This is a genomic window from Sphingomonas sp. (assembly GCF_036402235.1).
GTDB lineage: Bacteria > Pseudomonadota > Alphaproteobacteria > Sphingomonadales > Sphingomonadaceae > Sphingomonas.
In genome coordinates, this window is sequence record NZ_DASWTG010000054.1 from 227,252 (window position 1) to 249,976 (window position 22,725).

The window sequence follows — 22,725 nt, forward strand, 5'->3', positions numbered from 1 at the left end:
ATCACGCCGTGGCCATAAAGGCGCGCACCGCGGGTGCGATGTCCGGCCGGGCCAGCGCCAACGCGATCGTCGCGGTCACGAAGCCGCTCTTGTCGCCGCAGTCATAGCGCCTGCCCTGGAAGGTGACGCCGTGGAACGGCTGCTGGCCGATCATCCGCGCCAGCGCGTCGGTAAGCTGGATCTCGCCGCCTGCGCCTTCCTCCTGGCTGCCCAATATGTCCATCACCTCGGGCTGGAGAATGTAGCGGCCGATCACCGCCAGCGTGGAAGGTGCCACGTCCGGGGCGGGCTTCTCGACCAGCCCCAGCACCTCGGTCAGCGCGCCGGCGCGCGTGCCCGGCGTGACGATACCGTATTTGCGCGTGTCCTCCGGCGCCACCTCCTCGGTGCAGATCAGATTGCCGCCGAGCTCTGCATAGGCGTCGACCATCTGCTTCAGGCAGCCCGGCTCGCCGATCATCAGATCATCCGGCAGCAGCACCGCGAACGGCTCGTCGCCGACAATACGGCGTGCGCACCACACCGCATGGCCAAGCCCCAGGGGCTCCTGCTGCCGGATGATGGTGATGTCGCCCGGCGCGGTTCGCGTACCATCGAGTATCTCGAGCGACTTGCCGCGCCGCGTCATGGTCTCCTCGAGCTCGAAGGCGTGATCGAAATGATCATCGATCAGGCTCTTGCCGCGGCTGGTGACGAAGATGAACTGCTCGATGCCTGCCTCGCGCGCCTCGTCGACGGCGTATTGGATCAGCGGCCGGTCGACGACCGGAAGCATCTCCTTGGGCATCGATTTGGTGGCCGGAAGGAACCGGGTTCCAAGGCCGCCAATGGGGAAAACTGCCTTGCGTACTCTTCGCATCTTCCACCCTTTCCTGGTTGCTGGGTCCCCCCCGGAAGACCAGCATCACCCGTTAGGACGAGACGACCTCGCGGATACGCTGCCCAAAGAGGGCAAGCCGGATCGCCAACACGATCGCCACGTCCTGACAAACAGACGCTGCGCCTTCGCGCTGCATTGCAGCAAGAGGCTGGCGTCGAAACGTGTCCGAACTGCGTCCGGCCCACTTCAAAGCTTCGGCGGAGTTCCCGCGAAGCTGATTCCCCCCGGCACCGAGCCCTTGCCGCGCCGGCGCACGAGCGGCGTGCCGGGCGGCACCTGGATGTCGTGCGAGCCGATGATGATCCGGGCCGGCCCGTCATGCACATCGAAGATCGGCCAGGCCTGGTCGCTCTTCACCGTCAGATGCTCGATATGGATCACCAGCGGAGTGCGCAGTCCCTGCGCCGCCATGATCGAAAAATGGTTCGTGTCGCCGATTCCACCGATCTTTCGCGGGTCGACGCTGGTCAGCCGCGTCGCGCGAATACTCGACCAGAGCCGAAAGTTGCGCGCGTTGCGTCCGCTGATGCAGTCGTCGAGCACGCTCCCGGTGGATTTCAGGTCGAACCCGCCGTCGCTGTTGTCCCACGCGGCACACCGGCGGAACAGGATTCGCGCATTGCCACGCTCGGTCGAGAAACCATCGCCGTTCCAGTATTTGCCCTCGCCGCGCTTCCAGCGGAAGCCGCGCATCGTGCAGCGCTCCAGCCGGAAATCGTGCGCGGTGTCGGCGAAGGAAATGCCCACCGGCAGGTCGTGCGCGCCGGTGGTAAGCATGCCGCTGGCGGTCACGTCCTCGATCACGCCGTCATGGCTGGCATAGCGGATGCGGGCGAAACTGCGGCGGAGGCCTTTCGCCTTGGCGCCGCGCACGCGAAGGCCCACGCAATCGGCACCAGCTCCGCGCGGCACAGCGGTGTTTTCGATCACCCGGTAGCCGCCGACAACTTCAACATCGGAGATCTGCACGCTGCGGACCGAGTCGCGTATCACGAACAGCCCGTTGCCGACATCACGTGCATGTACGCCGCGATAGGCTGCGCCTGAGCGTACGACATAGACTGGCTCGCCTTCGGCGGCGATCCGGGCCGGGCTCATTGGAAAGCGAGAATTCATGCCGACCATGGCCGCTAGCCGGAGGAAAGCGGCGAGGCCAGCGCGATGCGATGCGGCGTGGCGCCTCCGTGCTCAGTGCAATGCCGGCGCCGCGCCGCCCAGTTCCTCTCCGGCTTCGCGTGGCGCGGGGCGGCCTATGCTCAGCAAAGGCCGGCGATAGACGTGGCGTGCCCGGCTGAAACGGCGGAAGCCCGCCTCTCCTTCGCCGACGCCGAGCGTCATGCCCGCATTTCCCTTGTGAACCTTGGTGGGCGCGCGACCCCCGATCACGATCGTCGAGGAAAGCGTGCGCCCCAGCACGTGCCGGCGCTCGACGGTGTCACGCCCGAAATAATAGATGGCGGCGGGAGGCGGACGCCGATGGATCGCCGCGATCGCCTCCTCGATGCGCGCATAGTTGCACAGCGGAAGGATCGGTCCCTCGATCTCCTCCTGCATCACCAGCATGTCCTCGGTGGCGTGGCGGACGATATGGAGTGGCATACCCGCACCGCGCGGCTCGGCGGTCATCACCTGGCCCCCGCGCGCGCGCGCGTCATCCAGAAGCCGCGCGAGCCGGTCGCCTTCCCCCGCGGAGAGTGGCGCCGCCGCCGCTGCGCCCGGGCGCATCGCCGCACGCCACAGCCAGGCGGCGATCGCCTCCTCCTGCTCCTCGGGCGCGAGCAGGTAATCTGGCGCCAGCGGGAATTTCCCGCCCTTCACCCGCTTGTCCGTGACCACGCGCGCCGCCGCCCGGGCAAAATCAGCCGAGCGTCCCAAGATCACCGGCGACTTGCCCGAGCGCGCGAGCACGATCCCCTTACCAATCGGCGCATCGGCCACCAGCAGGTCGAAGCCCAGGCCGGCAACGCCCGGGCCGGACTCGGCAGGCATCACCGCCAGCTCGAGTGGATCGAAGAAGTCGGGCGCCAACGACTCGAACAGCCCGGCGAGTTGCGGCGATGCGCCGTCGAAGCGGAGCATCACCCGGTTCCCCGCCGCCAGCGCACCTGCCAGGATAATCGCCGTCCGGAGCAGCGGCAGCGCTGCGGGCGCCGCGATGCCGACCACGCCCAGCGGCTGATATTCGACATACTCGCCGCCCAGCCCCAACCAGCCACGCAGTGCGCTCTTTCCTTCCGGCCGCATCCACCCTGCGACATTGCCCTGCGCGTCGCGGAGCGCAGCCAGTGCCGGCGCGACTTCAGTACGCATCGCCGATTCGGCATCCTGATTCGTCTGGTCGACCGCAAGCGCGGCGCACAGCGCGTCCGCGTTCTGCTCGATCATCAGGGCGACCCGCTGCAGCCGATCGCGTCGAATCGCCGCCGGCACCGGCAGCTCGGCGAAAAATGCAGCGCGTTGCGCTTCGAGCATCCTCTTCGTTCCCACGGCTTGTCGCACGATCTTCTACTCCGTCGCCGATCCGTGGCAAGTTCAAGTCGAATCGTTTCGACGCATGGGACCCAAATCGCCCCGGCACCGTTCCAGCAGCGGCGGAAGCTGTTCCTTGCGAAGTCATCCTTTTTGCGCAATGCAGCGAAGTTGTGACCTCGATTCTGGCGAAAATCATTTCGCCGCCGATTTCCCTCACCTCGAAGCTGGCAAGTTGACGCCTTGAGCGCGCAAGTCGAGTGTTCGCAAACGCAGCAGAAAATCTCGTCTCCGCGTATTTAGGAGCAGCGCAAATGCGTATCGTGATGATCGGGTCCGGCTATGTCGGGCTGGTTTCGGGCGCGTGCTTTGCCGATTTCGGCCATCACGTGACCTGCGTCGACAAGGATGCGAACAAGATCGCCCGCCTTCGCGCCGGGGGCATTCCCATCTACGAGCCCGGGCTGGACGAGTTGGTCGCGCGCAACGTCGCAGCAGGCAACCTCGTCTTCACCACCGAGCTTTCGGAGGCGGTTGGCCAGGCCGATGTCGTGTTCATCGCGGTCGGCACGCCGAGCCGGCGCGGCGACGGCCATGCCGACCTCTCTTATGTCCATGCCGCCGCGCTCGAGATCGCTGGTGCGCTGAATGGCTTCACCGTAATCGTCACCAAGTCGACGGTGCCGGTCGGCACCGGCGACGAGGTCGAGCGGATCATCCGCGAATGCAATCCCGCAGCCGACTTCGCTGTCGCCTCCAATCCCGAGTTCCTGCGCGAAGGCGCCGCGATCGAGGATTTCAAGCGGCCCGACCGGGTAGTGATCGGCATCGAGGACGAGCGTGCCCGCGCGCCGATGGAGGAAGTCTATCGCCCGCTCTCGCTGAATAAGGCGCCGGTGCTGTTCACCAGCCGCCGCACCAGCGAGCTGATCAAGTACGCGGCCAATGCCTTTCTCGCGATGAAGATCACCTACATCAACGAGATGGCGGACCTGTGCGAGCAGGTCGGCGCCGACGTGCAGGAAGTGGCGCGCGGCATCGGACTCGACGATCGCATCGGCGCCCGCTTCCTCCATGCCGGGCCTGGCTATGGCGGCTCCTGCTTCCCCAAGGACACGCTCGCGCTGATGAAGACCGCGCAGGATCACGATGCGCCGCTACGCCTGATCGAGGCGACGGTCGCAGTCAACGAGCAGCGCAAGCGCGCGATGGGCCGCAAGGTGATCGCCGCGATGGGCGGGCGCGTGCGCGGCCGTACGGTCGCGGTACTCGGCCTCACCTTCAAGCCCAATACCGACGACATGCGCGATGCGCCATCAATCGCGATCATCCGGGCCTTGCAGGATGCGGGCGCGAAGGTCCGCGCCTTTGATCCTGAAGGGATGGCCGCCGCAGAGGCGATGCTCAGCGACGTCGAATATGCCGAATCCGCCTATGCCGTGGCCGAGGGGGCGGCGGCGACGGTGATCGTCACCGAATGGGACGCGTTCCGCGCGCTCGACCTAAAGCGCCTGAAGGCGGTCATGGCCGAACCGGTGCTGGTCGATCTGCGCAACATCTACCCGCCTGCCCAGGCGGAGGAAGCCGGTCTGCGCTATGTTAGCGTCGGCCGGCCGGGCAAGTTCGAGGAGGATGCCACGACCTCGAACCGGAGGCGGGCAGCGTGACGGCCAGCGACCCCGTCCTTGTGACGGGCGCCGCTGGCTTCATCGGCCACGCGGTGTCCGAACGGCTCCTCGCGCGCGGCGAGCGCGTGATCGGGCTCGACAATTTCACCGACTATTACGACGTGTCGCTCAAGGAGGCGCGCGTCGCGCGGTTGATCGACAATTTCGATTTCCGGCTAGTCCGCGGCGACATCGCCAGCCCCGAGCTGCTTGCGGAGCTGGTGGCGGGGAACGGGGTGCGGCGTGTCGTTCACCTCGCCGCCCAGGCGGGGGTGCGCTACAGCATGGAGAATCCCTTCGCCTATGAGCACAGCAACTTGAAGGGCCATCTCGCGGTGCTCGAGGCGGCGCGGCACGCCGGCAATATCGAGCATCTCGTCTATGCCTCATCGAGTTCGGTCTATGGCGAGCGGCCCCTGGGCGGCGCCGGCTTCCGCGAGGACGAGCCCTGCACCGCGCCGGTCTCGCTTTATGCGGCCACCAAGCGCAGCTGCGAGCTGATGAGCCAGAGCTACGCAACGCTCTACGGCCTGCCGCAGAGCGGACTCAGGTTCTTCACCGTCTACGGCCCCTGGGGCCGGCCCGACATGGCCTATTTTGGCTTCGCGCAGAAGATCCTGCTCGGCCAGCCGATCGAGGTGTTCGGCGAAGGCCAGATGGCGCGCGACTTCACCTATATCGACGACATCGTGGATGGCGTGGTCGGCGTGCTCGACCGGCCACCAGCCAGCGGCGCGCACCGGCTGCTCAACATCGGCGACTGCAATCCTGTCGGCCTGATGGACATGATCGCGATCCTTGAGCGCTCGCTCAGCCGGCCGGCGATCAAGCTGATGCGACCGATGCAACCTGGTGACGTGACCGCCACCTATGCCGACATTTCGGCGATCCGCGACCTTACCGGATACAGCCCCAGGGTTCCACTCGCCCACGGCATCGAGCGGTTCGTCGACTGGTATCTTAGTGAAATCGAACAGGGTGGGAGAGGGCCGATGGCAGCGGTGGCCTGAGCCGGGGAATCCGGCAGGGCGCGTGCGGAGTATCAACATGCTGCAACGGACAAGCGTGCATACCGGCGATTCCGAAAGGGCGCCCACCATCTGCGTAACGGGGTTGCGCGGCTTCCCGCACGTAATGGGCGGGGTCGAGAGTCATTGCGAGGAGCTGCTGCCGCGGATCAAGGCGCTGTGGCCCGATCACCGATCGATCGTGCTGGGCCGCGCACCCTACCTGCCCGAGCCCGAGACCGAACATCGCGGCGTCGAGATCGTCGGCATACCCTGCCCGCGCTTGCAGAGTCTGGAAGCGATCATCGCCACCTTCCTCGCGGTACTTTCCGCCTGGCGGCGCGGCGCCAGCCTGATCCACATCCATGCGATCGGCCCGGGGCTGATGGCGCCGCTTGCTTGGCTTCTCGGCCTGAAAGTGATCGTGACACATCACGGCACCGATTATCACCGCGCCAAATGGGGCCTGCTCGCGCGCAATGCCCTGCGCGCGGGCGAATGGCTGGCGGTCAATTTCGCACACCGGGTAATCGCCGTCTCGCCTTCGCTGGCGACCCAGCTCAAGCGCAATTTCCCGGCCCGCGCCCAAACGATCAGCTATATCCCGAACGGCACGTCCGACCTGCCCGGCGACGCCGATCCGGATCTGGTGCTGGAGCGTATCGGGGTGGAGCGCGGCGGCTTCCTGCTGGCCGTCGCCCGGCTGGTCCCCGAAAAGGGCCTGCATGACCTGATCGCCGCCTTCGAGGCATCGAACTGCTCCGAGAAACTGGTGATCGCCGGTGCCACTGATCACGAGAGCGACTATGCACGCGCGCTGCAGGAGCGCGCCAGCGATCGGGTGATCTTCGCCGGGGTTCAATCCCGCGCCACGCTCAAATGCCTCTACGAACATTGCGCCCTGTTCGTGATGCCCTCCCATCACGAAGGCTTGCCGATCGCGGCGCTGGAGGCCGCGAGCTGCGGCGCGCGGATGCTATTGAGCGACATACCCGCCAACCTCGACATCGGACTCGACCCGCGGAATTACTTCCCGGTCGGCGACGTCGCGGCGCTCACGCAGCGGCTGGACATGAATTGCGCGGATTTTCTGGTTGATCGCGACACCGTCCGCGCCCGCTTCAGCTGGGACAAGGCGGCGGAGGACACGCTGGCAGTCTATCGCAGCACGCTGGCCCAGACCAGGGCGGTGCCCCGGGCTTCCGGGAAGCCAGGTGTCGTCAAAGGCTAAACCCGACTCTCTCTCTTCAGGGGGGCATCTCATTTGAAGGCAAAGGGGGCCATGCAGTACAGGCCCTCTCCCACCCCGTTCCCAAAACGGGGCAAGCTACACGGCCAGCCGAGCCGCCACCTCCGCACGGTCCGCCGCCCCGATCCTTCCTGAAATCTCGATCCCTGCCGCACCCTGCACCGCATGCGCGATCGCGGGCCGCCATGCATCCCCGCTCCACGCCCAGCTGCGTATCCGCCAGCGCCCCTGCCCATCTGCATCGATCGCCATCGGCGGCCGTCCAGCCCCTTCGCGTCTAGGATCCTGTGCGCTACACGCACTAGTGCCTGCAAGCCCTGCAATCGAAGTCAGAAGTTGACGACGGTCCATCGCAATAACCTCACCGGTAGTCAGCATAATAGCGGCTTAACCATGCTGCGGCGCAACATGATGCTATCGATGTACAGCTCGCCACAACAGCAAGGGATCGTTCGCCATGCCAAGCCTGTACATCTCGCCCGCCGGATCGGGGGACAAAAGCGGTAGCGACATCAACAACGCAGCGTCGATCGGTTCGCTCAATACGCTGATCGGAAGGGCGGGCCCGGGGGGCGAGGTGCTGCTGCTGGCCGACCAGGGCGCCTACAACGTCACCGGCATACTCGGCATCACGCGCGGTGGGGCAGAGGGTCAGCCGGTGATCGTGCGTGGCATCGATTCCGAAGGCAATGCCATGGCCGCGCATTTCACTGGCTCGCGCCCGGCCGACTGGCAGGCGGGCGATGCCTCCGGCAACGAGCTGTTCAAACTCGGCACCGGCGCGGACAATCTCGAATTCCGTGACCTGCGGATCGACAATGTCGGCACAGCCTTCCGCGTCACCGCGGACCTCGCCAACCTCCACATCGAGGATATCGACGCGAACAATGTCCGCCGCTTCTTCGAGGATTATTCCAGCGCGCCCTTGGGCACCGCCACGATCACCGGGCTGACGATCCGTGACGTCAACGTGCAGGGCTTCTCCAAGACCGCGATCCGCCTTCAGTACGACACCAACAACGTCGTGATCGACAATGTCACGGCGAATATGGCCGGGCAGGCGGGCGACGACCTGCCCGCGGGTGTCCATCTCGACGACACCGTCCATAACGTCACGCTCAGCCGGGTGGTGATGGAGAATGTCCAGAGCACCTCCGGCGCCTATTTTAACGGCGATGGATTCGCGAGCGAGCGCGGCGTCTATGACGTGCGTTTCATCGACACGGTCGCGCGGGGCAACAGCGACGGCGGCTACGATCTCAAGTCGAGCGGCACCGTGGTCGTCCGTGCGCTCAGCGAGGAGAATGGCCGCAACTACCGGCTCTGGGCCGAGGCGACGCTGATCGACTCAGTCGGCCTGAACCCGGTGCTGCGGGGCGGCATCTCCGAGCAGAACCAGCTCTGGCTTGACAGCGCCGCCGAGGTCACCGTGATCGGCGGGCGCTTCGACGACGCCGGATCGCGCACTAAGGTGATCTCTTCGCAGGGACGACTCATCTTGCAGGACGTCGAGATCACCCGGTCCGAGCTCTCGACGCTCGCTACGCGCGATTCGCTCCCCAGCCTCATCGGTGTCGAGACGATCCGCGAGACGCTGACCGTAGATCAGGGTGAGGCCTCGCCCGGCGCCATCGAGTATATCGCGCTGCTTCCCCTGCCCGCCACCGCCACGGCGGACGCGCTGCTCGGCACCGCGGGCGACGACATCTTCCTGGTCGACGACGCCGGCGACCGGATCACCGAGGCCACTGGCGCCGGGTTCGACCGGGTCGAGACGACACTCGACAGCTACATGCTGGCCGGCAATGTCGAGCAGCTCATCCGCCGCGGTGCCGCCGATTTCACTGGCAGCGGCAACGCGCTCGCCAACGCGGTGATCGGCGGCGCGGGCAACGACACGCTGGGCGGGCTGGGCGGCAATGACGACATCGCCGGCAATTCGGGTGACGACACGCTCGCGGGCGGAAATGGCGAGGATCTGCTCCGGGGCCAATCGGGCTCCGACACGCTGACCGGCGGCTGGCAGTCGGACACGCTTGTCGGCGGCACGGGCGCGGACCGACTGGTCGGTGACCAGGAATGGCTGAGCAGCCAGGGCGCCAACGACCGGCTCGAGGGCGGCGACGATGCCGACCTGCTGATTGGCGATGCGACCAATATCTATGGCAGCGGCAAGGGGGGCAGCGACCGGCTGACTGGCGGCGCGGGCGATGACATCCTGATCGGCGATGGCGACGTAATGACGGACAGTGCCAAGGGCGGCGCCGACACGCTCGAGGGCGGCGACGGCAATGACTGGCTCTATGGCGACGGCCGGGAGTCGGCTGCGACCGTGGCCGGCGGCGCCGACAAGCTCTATGGCGGAGACGGCCCCGATTATCTGATCGGCGGCGGCGGCAACGATTTGCTCGTGGGCGGCACGGGTGCCGACTGGTTCGTATTCGCGCCGGGCTCGGGCGCCGACGAGATCAGCGATTTCACCTCGGGCGCGGACCTTGTCGATCTCAGCGCCTTCGACATCGCCTATGAGCAACTCGGTTTCACGACGGGCACGGACGGAGTCCGCATCATCATGGGCACGGACAGCATCTTCGTCCGCGGCGCGCAGAGCTTCGGCCCGAACGATTTCATATTCGGCTGACTCGCCCTCTCTCGCAGGATCAGGGCGCGGCGAGTTCTTCCGGCACCGTCTGGCGCGAACGGGTAGCGTTGCCCGTCGCGCGCCGGATCACCGCCTTGCCGAGCCGCTGCCCCGGCAGCTCGACCAGGCGATAGGTGACATAAGCCAGGCCATAGGTGACCGGCACCACGATCATGCCAGTCAGCGCGAACCGCTCGATCGCGCCGAGTCCGGTGCCGAACCGGCTGATCACCGCCGCTGCGACGGGCTGAAGGATCAGCAAGTGGATCAGATAGCTGCCATAGGAAAGCTCGCCCAGCCAGTAGAAAGGCCGGCTCCCCAGCAGCCGCGCCACGCGCTCGACGGCGCCGAGCGTGCGCAGATGGACTAATGCGAAGAAGCCGAGCACGAGCAGCTCGCGCACCGCGAAGTGGAGCAGATCCTGATCGCCGCCGATCGGGATCGCGGCAAGCAGCACCGCCGCCGCGAGATGCAACCAAATCCGCCTCCCCCGCCCGGGATCGGCCGCGATCAGCATACCGCACAGGAAGAGGTGGAGCTTAAGCGGCAGGAAGGACGGCATCGGATAGTCGAGCCCCGCCGCCGTCACCGCCAGCGCCGCCACCGCGCCGACACCTCCCGCGATCAGTGCCGCCGGCACCCAGCCGGTGCGCCGGGCGAGCAGCACCAGGAAGGGAAAGAGCGCGTAGAATTGCATCTCCAGCCCCAAGCTCCAGTCGGGCAGCGGGGTGCGGAAGGCATAGCCGGGCAGCAGCCCGAACACGAAGCTCACATGCACCGCAACATTGGCGAAGCTCGAATCGGCATAGCGCTCGCGCGGCTGGAGCGCTTGCCCCATAAAGCTGTCGATCGCCGCCCGGCTCTCATAGATGGCCGGTCCCGCGATCAGCGCTACCGCCAGCGTGACGTAAAAGAGCGGTGCGAGGCGGAAGAAGCGGCGCGTCCAGAACGCCGTCCAGGTGCCGGGCGCGCTCCAGTCCTCGCGGTCCGCGCGCAGCTGGTACTGGAATACCATCAGGAAGCCCGAGAGCAGGATGAACAGGTCGACGCCCAGATCGGGCTTGCTCACCAGCGGCAGGCGAAAGCCGGTGAGGATCATCATGTGTCCGATCAGCACCCAGAGTGCGGCCAAGCCGCGCAAACCATCGAGACACTCGACTCGCCGCGTGTCGACTCGTCCCATGCCCATCGTGCATCTCCGCCGCCGTTCCTGGATGCGCCGGTGATAGCCGCCCAGCGCGGTGAAACTACCGCGCGGCGCCCGCTAATCGGCCAGTCGCCCCTCCCGGACGACAGAGCGGGTCAGCACATGGTGCATCGCAACAAATTCGCGTGATAGGCCTTTCCACCGGAGCCGGATTCCGCATGAAACGCCAGCGAGGAACGATGCCGGAGAGAAAGCGGATCATGTTCGCGATCAACTCGCTCGCAGGTGGGGGAGCAGAGCGCGTGCTTACCACGCTGCTCGGCGGCTCGGCGCCGTGGCGCGCGCGCTACGAGATGCATCTGGCGCTGCTCGACGACGAGCCGCGCGCCTATGCCGTGCCCGATTGGGTCAAGGTCCACCAGCTCGATGCGCGCCACCGGTTGCTGCCGAGCCTCCACCAGTTGCGCACGCTGATCGGTCGGATCTCGCCCGACGCCACGCTCAGCTTCCTCACCCGCGCCAATGTCGCCAACGCCTGGGCGATGACGGGGCGCGGCCGGCCCTGGCTGATCAGCGAGCGCGTCAATACCAGCGCGCATCTGGGCAAGGGGCGTGGGGCGATCGCCGCCAAGGCGATGGTCCGCATGACCTATCCTCGCGCCGCTCACGTCATCGCCGTGTCCGAAGGCGTGGTCGACGATCTCGCCGGCAATTTCGGCGTGGCGCGCGCGCGCATGTCGGCGATCGCCAACCCGGTCGACCACGCGCAGATCGCCAGACTCGCCGCCGAAACGCCCGCCTTCACTCCGGCCGGCCCCTATGTCGTCGCCGCCGGCCGGCTGGTGCCCAACAAGAATTTCGCCCTGCTGCTGCGCGCCTATGCGCAGGCGAACCCTGCCGAGCGCCTCGTCATCCTGGGCGAGGGGCCGGAGCGCGCCGCGCTCGCAGCGCTGGCCGCGACGCTGGGCATCGCCGACCGGATCGACATGCCGGGCTTCCTCGCCAATCCCTATGCGCTGCTCGCCCGCGCCCAAGTCTATGCCATGCCCTCCAATGCCGAGGGGTTTCCCAACGGGCTGGTCGAGGCGATGGCCTGCGGTGTCCCCGTCGTCGCCACCAACTGCGCCTCTGGCCCGTCCGAGATCCTGGCCGATCTTCCCCGAAATGCTGTCGCGGGCGGGATCGATGTCGATGCCGGAGCATTGGTCCCCACGGATGACCCTGCAAGTTTCGCCGCGGCGCTCCTCCGGGTGCTCGCCGAGCCACGCCGCAGCGCCTGCGGTGCGCACGCTATCGCCCGGTCGCGCGCTTACGGCGTCGAGCAGGCCGCCGCGAACTATTGGGCGCGGATCGAGGCAGCGCTTGCCGCGTCGCCCGTCCCCGCGCCCCGGCCCAGAGACCATGCACCGTCGCGTTCGGGAGTAAGTTCATGAAATGGCATATGCAGATCGCATTGGCCGGGGCACTGTCGTTGCTCGGCGGATGTGCCGGCCAGACTCCGCTCGCCGGCAGCGGCACCCCGCCGCCCGCCGCCGCCGCCTTCACCCTGTCGCCCGGCGACAAGATCAAGGTCGCAACCTATGGCGAGGTCGCGCTCAGCGGCGATTTTGAGGTCTCGCCCGCCGGGACGATCGCCTTCCCGCTGATCGGCGAGATCAAGGCCGCCGGCCTCCAGCCCGACCAGCTTTCCAAGACGATCGAGACCGAGCTGCTCGACGGCTATCTGCTCCAGCCCAAGGTCACGGTGCAGGTCGCGAGCTTCCGCCCGGTCTACATCCTGGGGGAGGTCAACAAGCCCGGCGAATATCCCTATACCCAGGGACTCACCATCCGTGGCGCGGTCGCCAAGGCCGACGGCTTCACCTATCGCGCCAACGAGAAGCGCGTCTTCCTCAAGCGCGCGGGCGAGGCAGGCGAGCGCGCCTATCCGATGAGCGCCGATTTCCCCGTGCTGCCCGGCGACACGATCCGCTTCGGCGAGCGCTATTTCTGATGGACATGGCCACTGCATCGCTCGCGCCCGCGCTCGAAGAGCCCTTGCCCGAAAGCGGCAAGCCCCATCTGCGCGGCTGCCCGGTCAGCTTCGCCAAGCTCCGCGCGCTGCTCGCCGCCGATCTCTATCGCTATGCCGGACGCGTCAGCTTCGGCGCCTTCGCGAAACACTATGCCTTCACGCCGGGCTATAAATACACCGTGCTGATGCGCACCGCCGGCTGGCTCAAGCTCAAGCCCGCCAAGGCCTTCGGCCTCTATCCGTTCGCCAAGTGGCTGCTGCTGCGCGCGCGGTACAAATATGGCTTCGCCATCCCCGAATATATGGAGATCGGCCCGGGCCTGTTCCTCAACCGCTTCGGCGGCTTCTACTTCCATGGCGACACCGTGCTGGGCAGCAACGTCAACGTCACGCATGGCGTGGTGCTCGGCTATATGAACCGCGGTGCCAAGCGCGGCGCCCCGGTGATCGGCGACCGCACCTTCCTCGGCTCGGGCGCCAAGGTGATCGGCGGGATTCAGGTCGGCGCAGAAGCGGCGATCGGCGCCAATGCCGTGGTGACCAAGGACGTGCCCGAGCGCGGCGTGGTCGGCGGCATCCCCGCCAAATTGCTCTCGGACCAAGGGTCGGACGGCTATATCAACCGCCTGGCCCCGCCCGAGCTGCTCGCCGCGTGCGACGGCGCGCTGCACGGCTGGGTCCAGGATCAGCCGAAAACGAAGTCGTTCTGATCCAGCGACGTGACGCCACGCACGAAGATCGTGTCGGCGCCGCCGAGCTGGATCGTCACGCCCGCGCTGCTCGTGGTGAAGCGTAGCGCCTCATAGGCGACGTCGAAGGCGCTGAGGTCGATCCGGTCAGCCTCGACGCCGCCGCGCGTGAAATCGGTGATCTCGTCGGCTCCCGATCCCCGGGTGAAGACGAAGCGGTCGCTCCCGCCGCCGCCGGTCAGCTTGTCATTGCCGCCGCGCGCACCGGCCGCCATCGTCATGGCGTCGCCATGCAGCACGTCGTTACCGAGCCCGCCGATCAGCGTGTCGGCGCCACCGACTCCGTTCGCCGTCATGCTCATCCCGTCGCCGATCAGCACGTCATCGCCGTCGCCGCCATCCAGCGTGTCCCTGGCGGCGAGCGACGAGATCCATTCGGTATCGCCAACCAGAAGATCTTTGCCCGCGCCGCCATATAGCCGGTCGGTCTGCTGCCCGCCGTATAGCGTGTCGTCGCCGTCCTCGCCGTAAAGCGCATCCTCGTTCTTGCCGCCATCGAGCCGGTCGACGCCGATACCGCCGCGCAGCGTGTCGTTGCCGTCGTCGCCCGAGAGCACATCGTCGCCTTCGCCGCCGGTCAGCACATTGGCCCCGGCGCTGCCCAGCAGCACATCAGCATAAGCCGAGCCCTGCGCATTCTCGATGCTCACCAGCCTGTCGCCCATGGCATCGCCACCAGTCGCAGTCTGGCTACGCAAATTGACCAGCACGCCGCCGAGCGATCCGGCATATTCCGCGGTGTCCGATCCCGCGCCGCCGTCGAGCACATCGCCGCCCGCCCCGCCGCGCAGCACGTCTGCGCCCTCTCCCCCGGCCAGCCGGTCCTCACCACCGCTGCCGACGATGAAATTGTCCAGCGCATTGCCGGTCATCGTCGCTCCGATCGTCCCGGTATAGACCAGCTCCTCGACATTGGCGCCGAGCGTGTAGCTGCTCGCAGCGGTGCGGATGCGGTCGCGCCCCTCCCCCGCCGCCTCGATCACCTGATCGCCGGCCTCATAGACGACATAGAGATCGTTGCCGGCGCCACCGCGCAGCACGTCGTTGCCGCTGCCGCCGTCAAGCTGGTCGTCGCCCGCGCCGCCGGCCAGCACGTCGTCGCCGCCCCGCCCATAGAGCGTGTCGCCGGCCAGCGGATCGTCGCTGCCGGTGATGCTGTCGGCATAGTTGGAACCGATCACGGTCTCGATGCCGACCAGCCGGTCTCCTTCGGCTTCGCCGCCGCGATTGACATTGGTGGCAAGGTTCACGGTGATCGCGGCGGACTTGGTGTAATCGACCTGGTCGCGCCCCGCGCCGCCGTCGAGCAGGTCAGCGCCGGCGCCGCCGACCAGCTTGTCGTCGCCGTCGAGCCCGTAGAGCGCGTCATTCAGCGCTTTGCCATAGAGGCTGTTGTCGAGCGCATTGCCGGTCCCCGCAAAGCCGCCGCCGCCTGTGTAGCTCAAGTCCTCGACCCCGTCGGCGAGCGTCAGCGAGGACAGGCTGGTGCGCACGATATCGAGCCCGCCGCCGACCGTCTCGATCACCTGGTCGCCGGCATTGTCGACCACATAGGAGTCGTCGTCGCCGCCGCCGATCATCACATCCGCGCCCGCGCCGCCGTCGAGCGTATCATTGCCCGCGCCGCCCTCGATCCGGTTGGCGTTCGCATCACCCGTCAGCGTGTCGGCGAAGGCACTGCCCACGAGCCCCTCGATCCCAGCAAGGCTATCGCCCTGCGCATCGCCGCCCGACAGGGCATTGGTCGCCAGGTTGATCTTCACGCCCGCGGCGCTGCCCGCATAGACCGCGATGTCGAAGCCGCCGGCACCATCCAGCCGGTCGCCCGCCGCGCCGCCGACCAATATCTGGTCTGCCCCGTCGCCGATGATCGTATCGGCGAAGCCGGTGCCGATGAAGCGCTCGATCCCGTCGAACCGGTCGCCCCCGGCATCGCCGCCGCTGCTCGCACCCGTCTGGAGGTTGATCGAGATCGCACCTGCATTGGCGCTGTAGTCGACCGTATCGATGCCGTCCCCGCCGATCAGCACATCGGCGCCCGCGCCGCCCTGGAGCAGATCGTCGCCGCCGCGCCCTTCGAGCCGGTCCGCGCCCGTGCCGCCATACAGCGCTTCGGCCTCGCCCACCCCGGCCAGCACATCGTCAAAGGCCGAGCCGACCAGCGCCTCGATGCCCGTCAGCCGGTCCCCCGCAGCATCGCCGCCGCCCTGCACCGACAGGGCAAGATCGACCTGCACTGCCGCCGTCGAACCCGAATAGTCGGCGGTATCGAGGCCATCGCGCCCATTGATGAGGTCCGCCCCCTTGCCGCCGACCAGCCGGTTGCCGCCCGCATCCCCGTTCAGCACATCGTCGAACGCCGAGCCGATCAGGCCCTCGATCGCGACGAGGCTCACCCCGCCCGACGCCGTGCCCGCCGCAAGGTCCGCCGTCACCATGCTCGCGCTGGTCGCGAAGTCGGCGATGTCGATACCGGCTCCACCGTCGAGCCGGTCCGCCCCGCCCCTGCCGGCCAGCCGGTCGTCACCACCGCCGCCCGACAGCGCATTGGCCGCGCCATCGCCGACCAGCACATCGCCGAAACCCGAGCCGACGAGATTCTCGATCCCCGACAGCACGTCGCCCTGGGCGTCGCCGCCGCTGCCGGTAGCGCCGAGCACCGCGTTCACCGCTGCGCCGCTTGCCGAGTAATCGGCGGCGTCGACCCCGGCACCACCGGTCAACCGGTCTGCACCCGCGCCGCCCACCAGCACATTGTCGAAGCCGTCGCCGGTCAGCGCATCGCCAAAGCTCGAGCCGATCAGCCGCTCGACCCCCTCAAGGCGGTCGCCCTGAGCGTCACCGCCGCTGCCAGTGCCCGCGACGAGATCGATCGTGACCGCGCCGCCGCTGCCCGAATAGTCGGCGCTGTCGAACCCGCCGCCGCCGATCAGCGTGTCGGCACCTGCCCCGCCCACGAGGAGATCGTCTCCCCCCCGTCCGTCGATCCGGTCGTCGCCCGCACCGCCGCCGATCCAGTCCGCACCTTCGCTGCCGGCGAGCGTATCGGCAAAGGTCGACCCATCCACCGCCTCGATCCCGACCAGCCGGTCACCCGCCGCTTCGCCGCCACTCGCCGCGCCATCGGCCAGGTCGACCACCACACCCGCGCCGCTGCTGCCATAATCCACCCGGTCGATCCCGGCCCCTCCATCGAGCTGGTCCGCGCCCGCGCCGCCATCGAGCAGGTCGTCCCCGCCGCCGCCCGAAAGCACGTCGTCACCGTTTCCGCCGAACAGCCGGTTCGCGCCGGCGTCGCCTGCCAGCGTGTCGGCGAAGGCGGAGCCCTCGACATCCTCAAATCCGTCGAACAGGTCGCCCCCGGCATCGCCGCCGCTGGCGGTGAGCCGTGTCAGATCGACCTGCACCGCGGCCGCGCTGCCCGCATAGCTGAGCAGGTCGCGCCCGGCGCCACCGACCAATATGTCCGCGCCCGCACCGCCGGACAGCGCATCATCGCCGGCATTGCCGACCAGCATGTCATTGCCTGCCCCGCCCAGCAGCGCATCCGCGCCCGCCGTTCCGCCGATCAGATCGTCTCCCGCCGTCCCCGCCGTGACCACCACGCGCTGCCCGTCCAGGACCAGCACCGATCCCGAGCCCTTCTTCGACGTCACCGTGCCGGCACCGGTGGCGAGGCCATAGTCGCGCACCGTCAGCGTGCCGTTCCTCTCGGCGAGGTTGAACAGCGTCGGCGAGCCGGGGTCGGAGAAGAACGCCCCGTCGATCGTCGCGCTTGCACCTTCAGCCAGCCAGATATGCTCGCGATTGCCGCCCGCCAGCGGCGCACCCGCGTCAAGGCTGACGATGTTGCTGAGCTGCGCGCCCGTGCCCCACAGCCGGATGTTGCGGCCGTTGCCCGAGACGATCGCGCCATCGACGACGATATTGTCGCTCTTGAGGTCGAGCCCGCCATCGCTGTTGCCCGTGGCGATCACGTTCCGCAGCGTGATGTTGTAAGTGCCGCGCTCGGTCGCGAAGCCGTCCCCGTTGCGATAGTCGTTCACCGTGTCGAGCGCGTTGCGCATGGCGACGCGATCGATCGTCACATCGTGCGCGGTGCCGGTGATGTGGACGCCGATCGCGAAATTGTCGCCGTCCTGGAACTGGCTGTCGCCGCGCACATCCTCGATCAGCACATTGTTGCTGTCATACTGGATACGGATCGCGCCCTTGGAATAGCCATTCACCGCGACGTCACGGATGGTCAGCCCGGAGATCGTCGCGCTGGCATTGGCGCCCGAGACCATATTGTCGAAGAAGCGGGAGACGTTGGTGGCGTCGACATGCTCGATCGCCAGGTTGCTCACGTCCGCCCCGACGCGGAAGGCCGTGCCGACATTCTGGAAGGCGAGGTCGCTGAAGCGCAGATTGTTCGCGCCGCCGAGCAGCCGGAACACTTCCTCGCCCGATGGAGCGGCCGGATCGAACGGCTCAAGCCGCGTGCCGGCGATCGTCGCCGCCATCGCATTGCCCGCGCTGTCGACCCCGCGGATCGTCACCGGTGCGCTCGCGGTTCCGCCCGAGACGAGCGCCAGCGCCCCGGTCGGCGCGGCATAGGCTCCCTGGTCGGCGAGCAGCAGCACCTGCCCGCCCGGCCCCGCCGCCGCGATCAGCTGCGGCAGATCCTCCAATGTGGCGGCATTCGCGGCGCTCGAGCCGTCGCCCGAGCCGCTGCCGGTCGGCGAGATATAGAGCGTAGGCATGGCAAGGCTCCCGTCATAGGCCTGAAAAGGTCACCCCCACCGAAATCCGATTGTCGGCAAAGCGCCGCCCCGCCGTCGCCCCCCAACTCGACTGGGTGCGCCGCTGCAGGTCGAGCCGCAGCGCCATCCGCTTGCTCAACAGGTAGGAGCCGCTGGCGCGCCAGGTCCAGCGATCGTCCCGCCGGTCGATATTGTTGAAGTCGCGCTTCTCCAGCTCGCCGCCAACGCCCAGGATCAGGTTGCGCAGCAGCTCATAGTCCGCGCGCAACGTCATGTTGGTGGCCAGATAGCCGGTCGCGCCGTTGACTCCGGTCTCGCGGATGCCCCGGCCGATCGTGCCGGTGATCGTCACCAGCGGCGTCAGGAAATAGGCGAGCTCGCCGCGCACCAGGAAGCCGGAGACGTCCTCGAAAGCCGCCGGCTTGTAGTCCTGGCGGAGATAGCCGAGCCGCAGCGCGCCGCGCGCCTTGCGCCCCAGCTCGAAGCTCGCCCCGCCCGCCAGCTCGAACCCGCTCGAATCGCGCGCCGGCACCGGCCCTGCCCGTTCGCGATAGTCTCGCCGGTTGAGCGATCCCGCCACGAACAGCGCGATGCTGGGGCTCAGCGCATACTCGCCGATCGCGGTGCCGGTATAGGTGGTGTGGTCGCGGAAATCCTGGTCGATCGGGGCGCCGCCCGGCGTCACGCTGTCGGCATAGTTGCGGTTCTCGACATTGAGCACGCCGCGCACCCGCAACCGGTTGAAGACATGGGTATAGGTCGCCGTCCCCTCGCTCAGCGTGAAACGGATCGGCCGCGATGCCTGGGTGGGCGAATCGGGCGAGACGCGTTCCTGGCTGTAGCGCCCGTTGCGCACGCTGAGGTTGAGCGTGTCCGATTTGCTGATCGTGTAGAGCGCACCCGCGTTCAGCGCATATTGGGTCGCATTCTCGCTCGTGCGGCCGGCATAGCGTAGCAGGTCCAGCTCGCCATCGAGCGAGAGCTTCAGATTGGGTGAGGGCCGCACCAGCGAGATTTTGGGGCGGATGCGAAGGTAAGCGTCGCCGATCCTGTCGTCGGGCTGGGCGTAGAGATTGTCGTCATAGCCTGCGCCGACCGCCATCCGTGGCATCAGCTCGATCGTGCCGATGCGGACCGGCTCAGGCGCATAGTCGGGCCGGCGGCGCTCGAGCACGCTGACGTTGCGATCGCGCCCGAAGGGGTTCTCGCTTTCTACCGAGCCGAGTCCGTCGGTCGCATCCGATTGCTGCGCGAGCGCAGGCGCTGCGAACGCGCAGCTGCCGAGCAGCGCGAGGAACGCTGCCTGCCTCACCGGCGCGCCAGCGTAACGAGCAGCGGACGATGATCCGATCCGGTCGCCGGCAGCTGGCTCGCCGCCACCAGCCCCCAGTCCGGTCCCGCATAGAGCTGGTCGATCGGCAGGAAGGGAACCGCCCGCGGCCAGCTCGGAAGCGCGCGCGTCATGCGCGCGAGCGGCGCGAGCGCGCGGTCCTGCGCGTTCATCGCTGCAGCCCAGGGCGTGAGATTCATGTCGCCTGCAACGATGAGCGGGCCGCGATCGATCCGTGCCAGCGCCTGCGCCACGGCCCGCCGGCGCAACGCCTGATCGCGCGAGGTGGGCCGCGGATAGTGGAGCGTCATCACGGTGAAGGGCCGCTGATCCGGACCGGCGATCCGCGCCCAGAGCATGGGCGGGCCGAACTTGCGGCCAGCACGGTCCTTCAGGAAATAGTCGCTGTTGGTGATCGGCCAGCGCGAGAAGATGGCGAGGTCGCAGCCGGGGGGGCAGGCGGTGCCATGGGCGAAATGCTGGCGCAGCGCCGCCAGCATCGGCCGGAAGCTGCCGTCCACCTCCTGGAGCGTCACTATATCGGGCCGGGCGTCGAGGATTGCTTGCGCGGTATCGGCCGGGCTGTCGTCGCGCTGCCAGACATTGTGGGTGAGCACGCGCACCTGTGCCGTCCCCGAACGCGCCATCGGCACGTCGCGGATCAGCTCGGGCACCACCCGCAACGCCACCGGGACGAGGCCGAGCAGCGCGGCGGCGATCATCCAGCGGCCCTGTCGCCACGCGAGCGGCAATCCCAGCAGGATCGCCATGCCGAACACGGGCAGGAACGATGCCAGAGCGTCGAGCGGCGGCACCCATGCGCCCGCAAGTGCCAGCCACGCGGCCAGACATCCCCCGCCGATCAGCAGGTAACCCAGGTTGCGAGCCAGCCTCACGCGCGGGCGAGCAGCCGGTTGCGCAGGGCATGACCGGATTGTCGCAGCGAGGCGGGTACCAGCTTGGCAGCTAGCAGCAGCGCCGCGGTGCCGACCCCTTCGGGCAGATAGACGTCGCCCAGCCGGATCGCCGTCCGCCCCGGATGCTTCATCGCGTAGCGCGCATAATGGGCGATCTCCTGGTTCACCAGCCGCCGCAACAGCGCCGCCTCGCGCGGGCTCGCGCCAGCCATCATCCCGCGCGCGGTATCGACCAAGCACGGCAGTCCCAGCGTGCTGGTCGACTTGCTGACCTTGTTCTCGGAGTCGCGGTGGAACACCGCCGTGACCCCAGGATCATAGCGCAGCTGCCCCTGCCCCATCACGCGCAGCCACAGATCCTTGTCGCCGCCGCGCACCGCCTTGCCTTCGGGAAACAGTCCGGCCTCGAACAGCGTGTCGCGCCGTATCGCGATCGCGCCCGTCCACATCGGGCATTCCCGTACCGCGAGCCAGGCCTCCAGAAACCCGGCGAGGCCCAGCGTGACCGGCTGCTCCAGTGCCCGCGCGATCCGCTGCTTCTGGCTGCGGTCAGCAAAGACATGGTCGAACCGCGTCGCCGCCGCACGCACTCCGGGATCGGCGGCGATGCCCCGGGCCAGCACCGCGAGATGCCCGGGCGACCACAGGTCGTCCGCGTCGAGGAACGCGATCCAGTCGCCATTTGCCGAACGGATGCCGAGGTTGCGCCCGGCATAGCCGCCCGGCCCCGGCGTCGGCAGGTCGAGCAGCTTAATCCGCTCGTGCCCGATCCCTGCCACCAGCTCGCGCCCGCCATCGGTCGAGCGATTGTCGATCACCAGAATCTCGTGCGCGGGCATCGTCTGGGCGAGCACGCTCTCGATTGCCGCGCGGACATGCCCGGCCTTGTTGTAGAGCGGCATCACCACGGAGAAGCGAGGCGTGGTCATCAGTCCCTTGCTGCCTTTCGCCCCCCGGCGAGATGAAGGAATTCGCGCACCGCCACCCCGGCGAGCTCGAGAGTCAGCAGCATCACCGCCAGCCGCCGCTGCAGCGAGAGCTCGCGCGAGATCGCCGCCCGGCGCAGCCGCCGGACCGTGTCGATCGCAGTGATGCCCAGCACATGCGCCAGCCGCGGCCGGCGGGCGGTACGGTCCCAGCGCCCGCCGCTCAGCCGCTGGCGCTTGCGCACCAGCTCGGCCCGGCTCGCGCGCACCGGATGGCGCACGACCATCTCGGGCACATAGACAAGCGGGTGCCCGGCATCGCGGATGCGCAACGCCATCTGTCGGTCGCCGCCGGACTTGAGCGCCGCGTCGAACCCGCCCAGCGCACGGAGCAGCGCCGTCCGGCTCGCCCAATTGGCGGTGGCGCAATTGCCGCGCGCGGCATGTGCCTGGGGGAAGCTGAACAGCCGCTCGTAATCGCCGAACACCTCGCGCTCCTGCGCGATCTCGTCGAACAGCTCGATCTTGCCGGCGAGTACGCCGAAGCCTGGATTCGCCGCCGCCGCGCGCAGCACCTGCTCGAGCCAGTCGGGCGCGGGCGCGCAATCGGCATCGGTGAAGGCCGTGACCGGTGCCTGGACGCGCCCGATCCCCAGGTTGCGCGCGGCATAGGAGCCGGGCCGCTTCTCCGCCAGCAGCTCGACGCCAGGATAGCTGCGCACGATCTCGGCAGTGGAGTCGCTTGACCCATTATCGACGACGATGATCTGGAACGCATCGCGCGGCAGAGTCTGCCGGGCAATCGCGTCCAGGCAGCGGGCGATCACCGCTTCTCCGTTCCACACGGGTATGACGACAGCTGCTTGAAACATAGATACGCCTGTTCGGTGCAGTCGTTGCCAGACAGCCCGCGGCGACGCCCGGGTCAACCTTATGCCGCGCCTGCGAACGCTGAATTGCCCCTTTGCTCCGACGACCGGAGCA

At 67.8% G+C, this 22,725-nt stretch carries 17 protein-coding genes; 7 read left to right on the top strand and 10 right to left on the bottom strand.

Annotation, left to right across the window (positions count from 1 at the left end; genetic code table 11):
• Nucleotide 1: 1 nt before the first annotated feature.
• From VGD28_RS11810 to VGD28_RS11820, 3 genes are all read right to left on the bottom strand, one after another.
• Nucleotides 2–859 (bottom strand): UTP--glucose-1-phosphate uridylyltransferase, encoded by an 858-nt coding sequence (locus VGD28_RS11810; protein WP_331028537.1) that lies wholly within the window; start codon nucleotides 857–859, stop codon nucleotides 2–4.
• 207 nt (nucleotides 860–1,066) lie between these two features.
• Nucleotides 1,067–2,005 (bottom strand): hypothetical protein, encoded by a 939-nt coding sequence (locus VGD28_RS11815; protein ID WP_331028538.1) that lies wholly within the window; start codon nucleotides 2,003–2,005, stop codon nucleotides 1,067–1,069.
• Between the two features lie 63 nt (nucleotides 2,006–2,068).
• The gene (locus VGD28_RS11820) at nucleotides 2,069–3,352 is read right to left on the bottom strand and encodes an aldehyde dehydrogenase family protein (RefSeq protein ID WP_331028539.1); all 1,284 of its coding nucleotides are present in this window, start codon (nucleotides 3,350–3,352) and stop codon (nucleotides 2,069–2,071) included.
• Between the two features lie 311 nt (nucleotides 3,353–3,663).
• On the opposite strand from VGD28_RS11820, the gene VGD28_RS11825 reads away from it, so the two are divergent.
• Genes VGD28_RS11825 through VGD28_RS11835 form a run of 3 tightly spaced genes read left to right on the top strand, consistent with a single transcriptional unit; the run spans nucleotide 3,664 to nucleotide 7,254 of the window.
• The gene (locus VGD28_RS11825) at nucleotides 3,664–5,016 is read left to right on the top strand and encodes a UDP-glucose/GDP-mannose dehydrogenase family protein (RefSeq protein ID WP_331028540.1); all 1,353 of its coding nucleotides are present in this window, start codon (nucleotides 3,664–3,666) and stop codon (nucleotides 5,014–5,016) included.
• A complete protein-coding gene (locus VGD28_RS11830; RefSeq protein ID WP_331028541.1) occupies nucleotides 5,013–6,026 on the top strand; it encodes an NAD-dependent epimerase/dehydratase family protein in 1,014 nt (337 codons plus the stop codon). The genes VGD28_RS11825 and VGD28_RS11830 overlap by 4 nt, the downstream gene beginning before the upstream one ends.
• Nucleotides 6,027–6,063: 37 nt before the next feature.
• Nucleotides 6,064–7,254 (top strand): glycosyltransferase family 4 protein, encoded by a 1,191-nt coding sequence (locus tag VGD28_RS11835; RefSeq protein WP_331028542.1) that lies wholly within the window; start codon nucleotides 6,064–6,066, stop codon nucleotides 7,252–7,254.
• A gap of 96 nt (nucleotides 7,255–7,350) precedes the next feature.
• On the opposite strand, the gene VGD28_RS11840 is transcribed toward VGD28_RS11835, so the two are convergent.
• The gene (locus VGD28_RS11840; RefSeq protein ID WP_331028543.1) at nucleotides 7,351–7,524 is read right to left on the bottom strand and encodes a hypothetical protein; all 174 of its coding nucleotides are present in this window, start codon (nucleotides 7,522–7,524) and stop codon (nucleotides 7,351–7,353) included.
• Between the two features lie 205 nt (nucleotides 7,525–7,729).
• Between VGD28_RS11840 and VGD28_RS11845 the strand changes: the two genes are divergently transcribed.
• On the top strand, nucleotides 7,730–9,913 hold the full coding sequence (locus VGD28_RS11845) for a calcium-binding protein (protein WP_331028544.1): 2,184 nt from the start codon (nucleotides 7,730–7,732) through the stop codon (nucleotides 9,911–9,913).
• Between the two features lie 19 nt (nucleotides 9,914–9,932).
• Here VGD28_RS11845 and VGD28_RS11850 read toward each other — a convergent pair whose 3' ends face one another.
• Complete coding sequence (locus VGD28_RS11850) at nucleotides 9,933–11,102, bottom strand: acyltransferase (protein WP_331028545.1); 1,170 nt, start codon at nucleotides 11,100–11,102, stop codon at nucleotides 9,933–9,935.
• 197 nt (nucleotides 11,103–11,299) lie between these two features.
• Between VGD28_RS11850 and VGD28_RS11855 the strand changes: the two genes are divergently transcribed.
• The 3 genes from VGD28_RS11855 to VGD28_RS11865 are packed head-to-tail and all read left to right on the top strand — an operon-like array spanning nucleotide 11,300 to nucleotide 13,784.
• Nucleotides 11,300–12,493 carry a glycosyltransferase gene (locus VGD28_RS11855; protein WP_331028546.1) on the top strand — a complete coding sequence of 398 codons (1,194 nt, stop codon included), beginning with the start codon at nucleotides 11,300–11,302 and terminating at the stop codon, nucleotides 12,491–12,493.
• Nucleotides 12,490–13,053 carry a polysaccharide biosynthesis/export family protein gene (locus tag VGD28_RS11860; protein ID WP_331028547.1) on the top strand — a complete coding sequence of 188 codons (564 nt, stop codon included), beginning with the start codon at nucleotides 12,490–12,492 and terminating at the stop codon, nucleotides 13,051–13,053. The genes VGD28_RS11855 and VGD28_RS11860 overlap by 4 nt, the downstream gene beginning before the upstream one ends.
• Before the next feature lie 5 nt (nucleotides 13,054–13,058).
• Entirely contained in the window at nucleotides 13,059–13,784 is a 726-nt protein-coding gene (locus VGD28_RS11865; protein WP_331028548.1) for a serine acetyltransferase, read from the top strand.
• On the opposite strand, the gene VGD28_RS11870 is transcribed toward VGD28_RS11865, so the two are convergent.
• From VGD28_RS11870 to VGD28_RS11890, 5 genes are read right to left on the bottom strand one after another with little or no spacing between them, the layout of a single operon-like run.
• Complete coding sequence (locus VGD28_RS11870) at nucleotides 13,760–18,568, bottom strand: hypothetical protein (protein ID WP_331028549.1); 4,809 nt, start codon at nucleotides 18,566–18,568, stop codon at nucleotides 13,760–13,762. The genes VGD28_RS11865 and VGD28_RS11870 overlap by 25 nt on opposite strands.
• A gap of 13 nt (nucleotides 18,569–18,581) precedes the next feature.
• Nucleotides 18,582–19,880, bottom strand: coding sequence for an outer membrane beta-barrel protein (locus VGD28_RS11875; RefSeq protein WP_331028550.1), 1,299 nt, complete (start codon nucleotides 19,878–19,880; stop codon nucleotides 18,582–18,584).
• On the bottom strand, nucleotides 19,877–20,794 hold the full coding sequence (locus VGD28_RS11880) for an endonuclease/exonuclease/phosphatase family protein (protein WP_331028551.1): 918 nt from the start codon (nucleotides 20,792–20,794) through the stop codon (nucleotides 19,877–19,879). Before VGD28_RS11880 ends, VGD28_RS11875 begins: the two co-directional genes overlap by 4 nt.
• Entirely contained in the window at nucleotides 20,791–21,744 is a 954-nt protein-coding gene (locus tag VGD28_RS11885) for a glycosyltransferase family A protein (protein ID WP_331028552.1), read from the bottom strand. The genes VGD28_RS11880 and VGD28_RS11885 overlap by 4 nt, the downstream gene beginning before the upstream one ends.
• On the bottom strand, nucleotides 21,744–22,613 hold the full coding sequence (locus tag VGD28_RS11890) for a glycosyltransferase family A protein (protein WP_331028553.1): 870 nt from the start codon (nucleotides 22,611–22,613) through the stop codon (nucleotides 21,744–21,746). The genes VGD28_RS11885 and VGD28_RS11890 overlap by 1 nt, the downstream gene beginning before the upstream one ends.
• Nucleotides 22,614–22,725 lie beyond the last annotated feature (112 nt).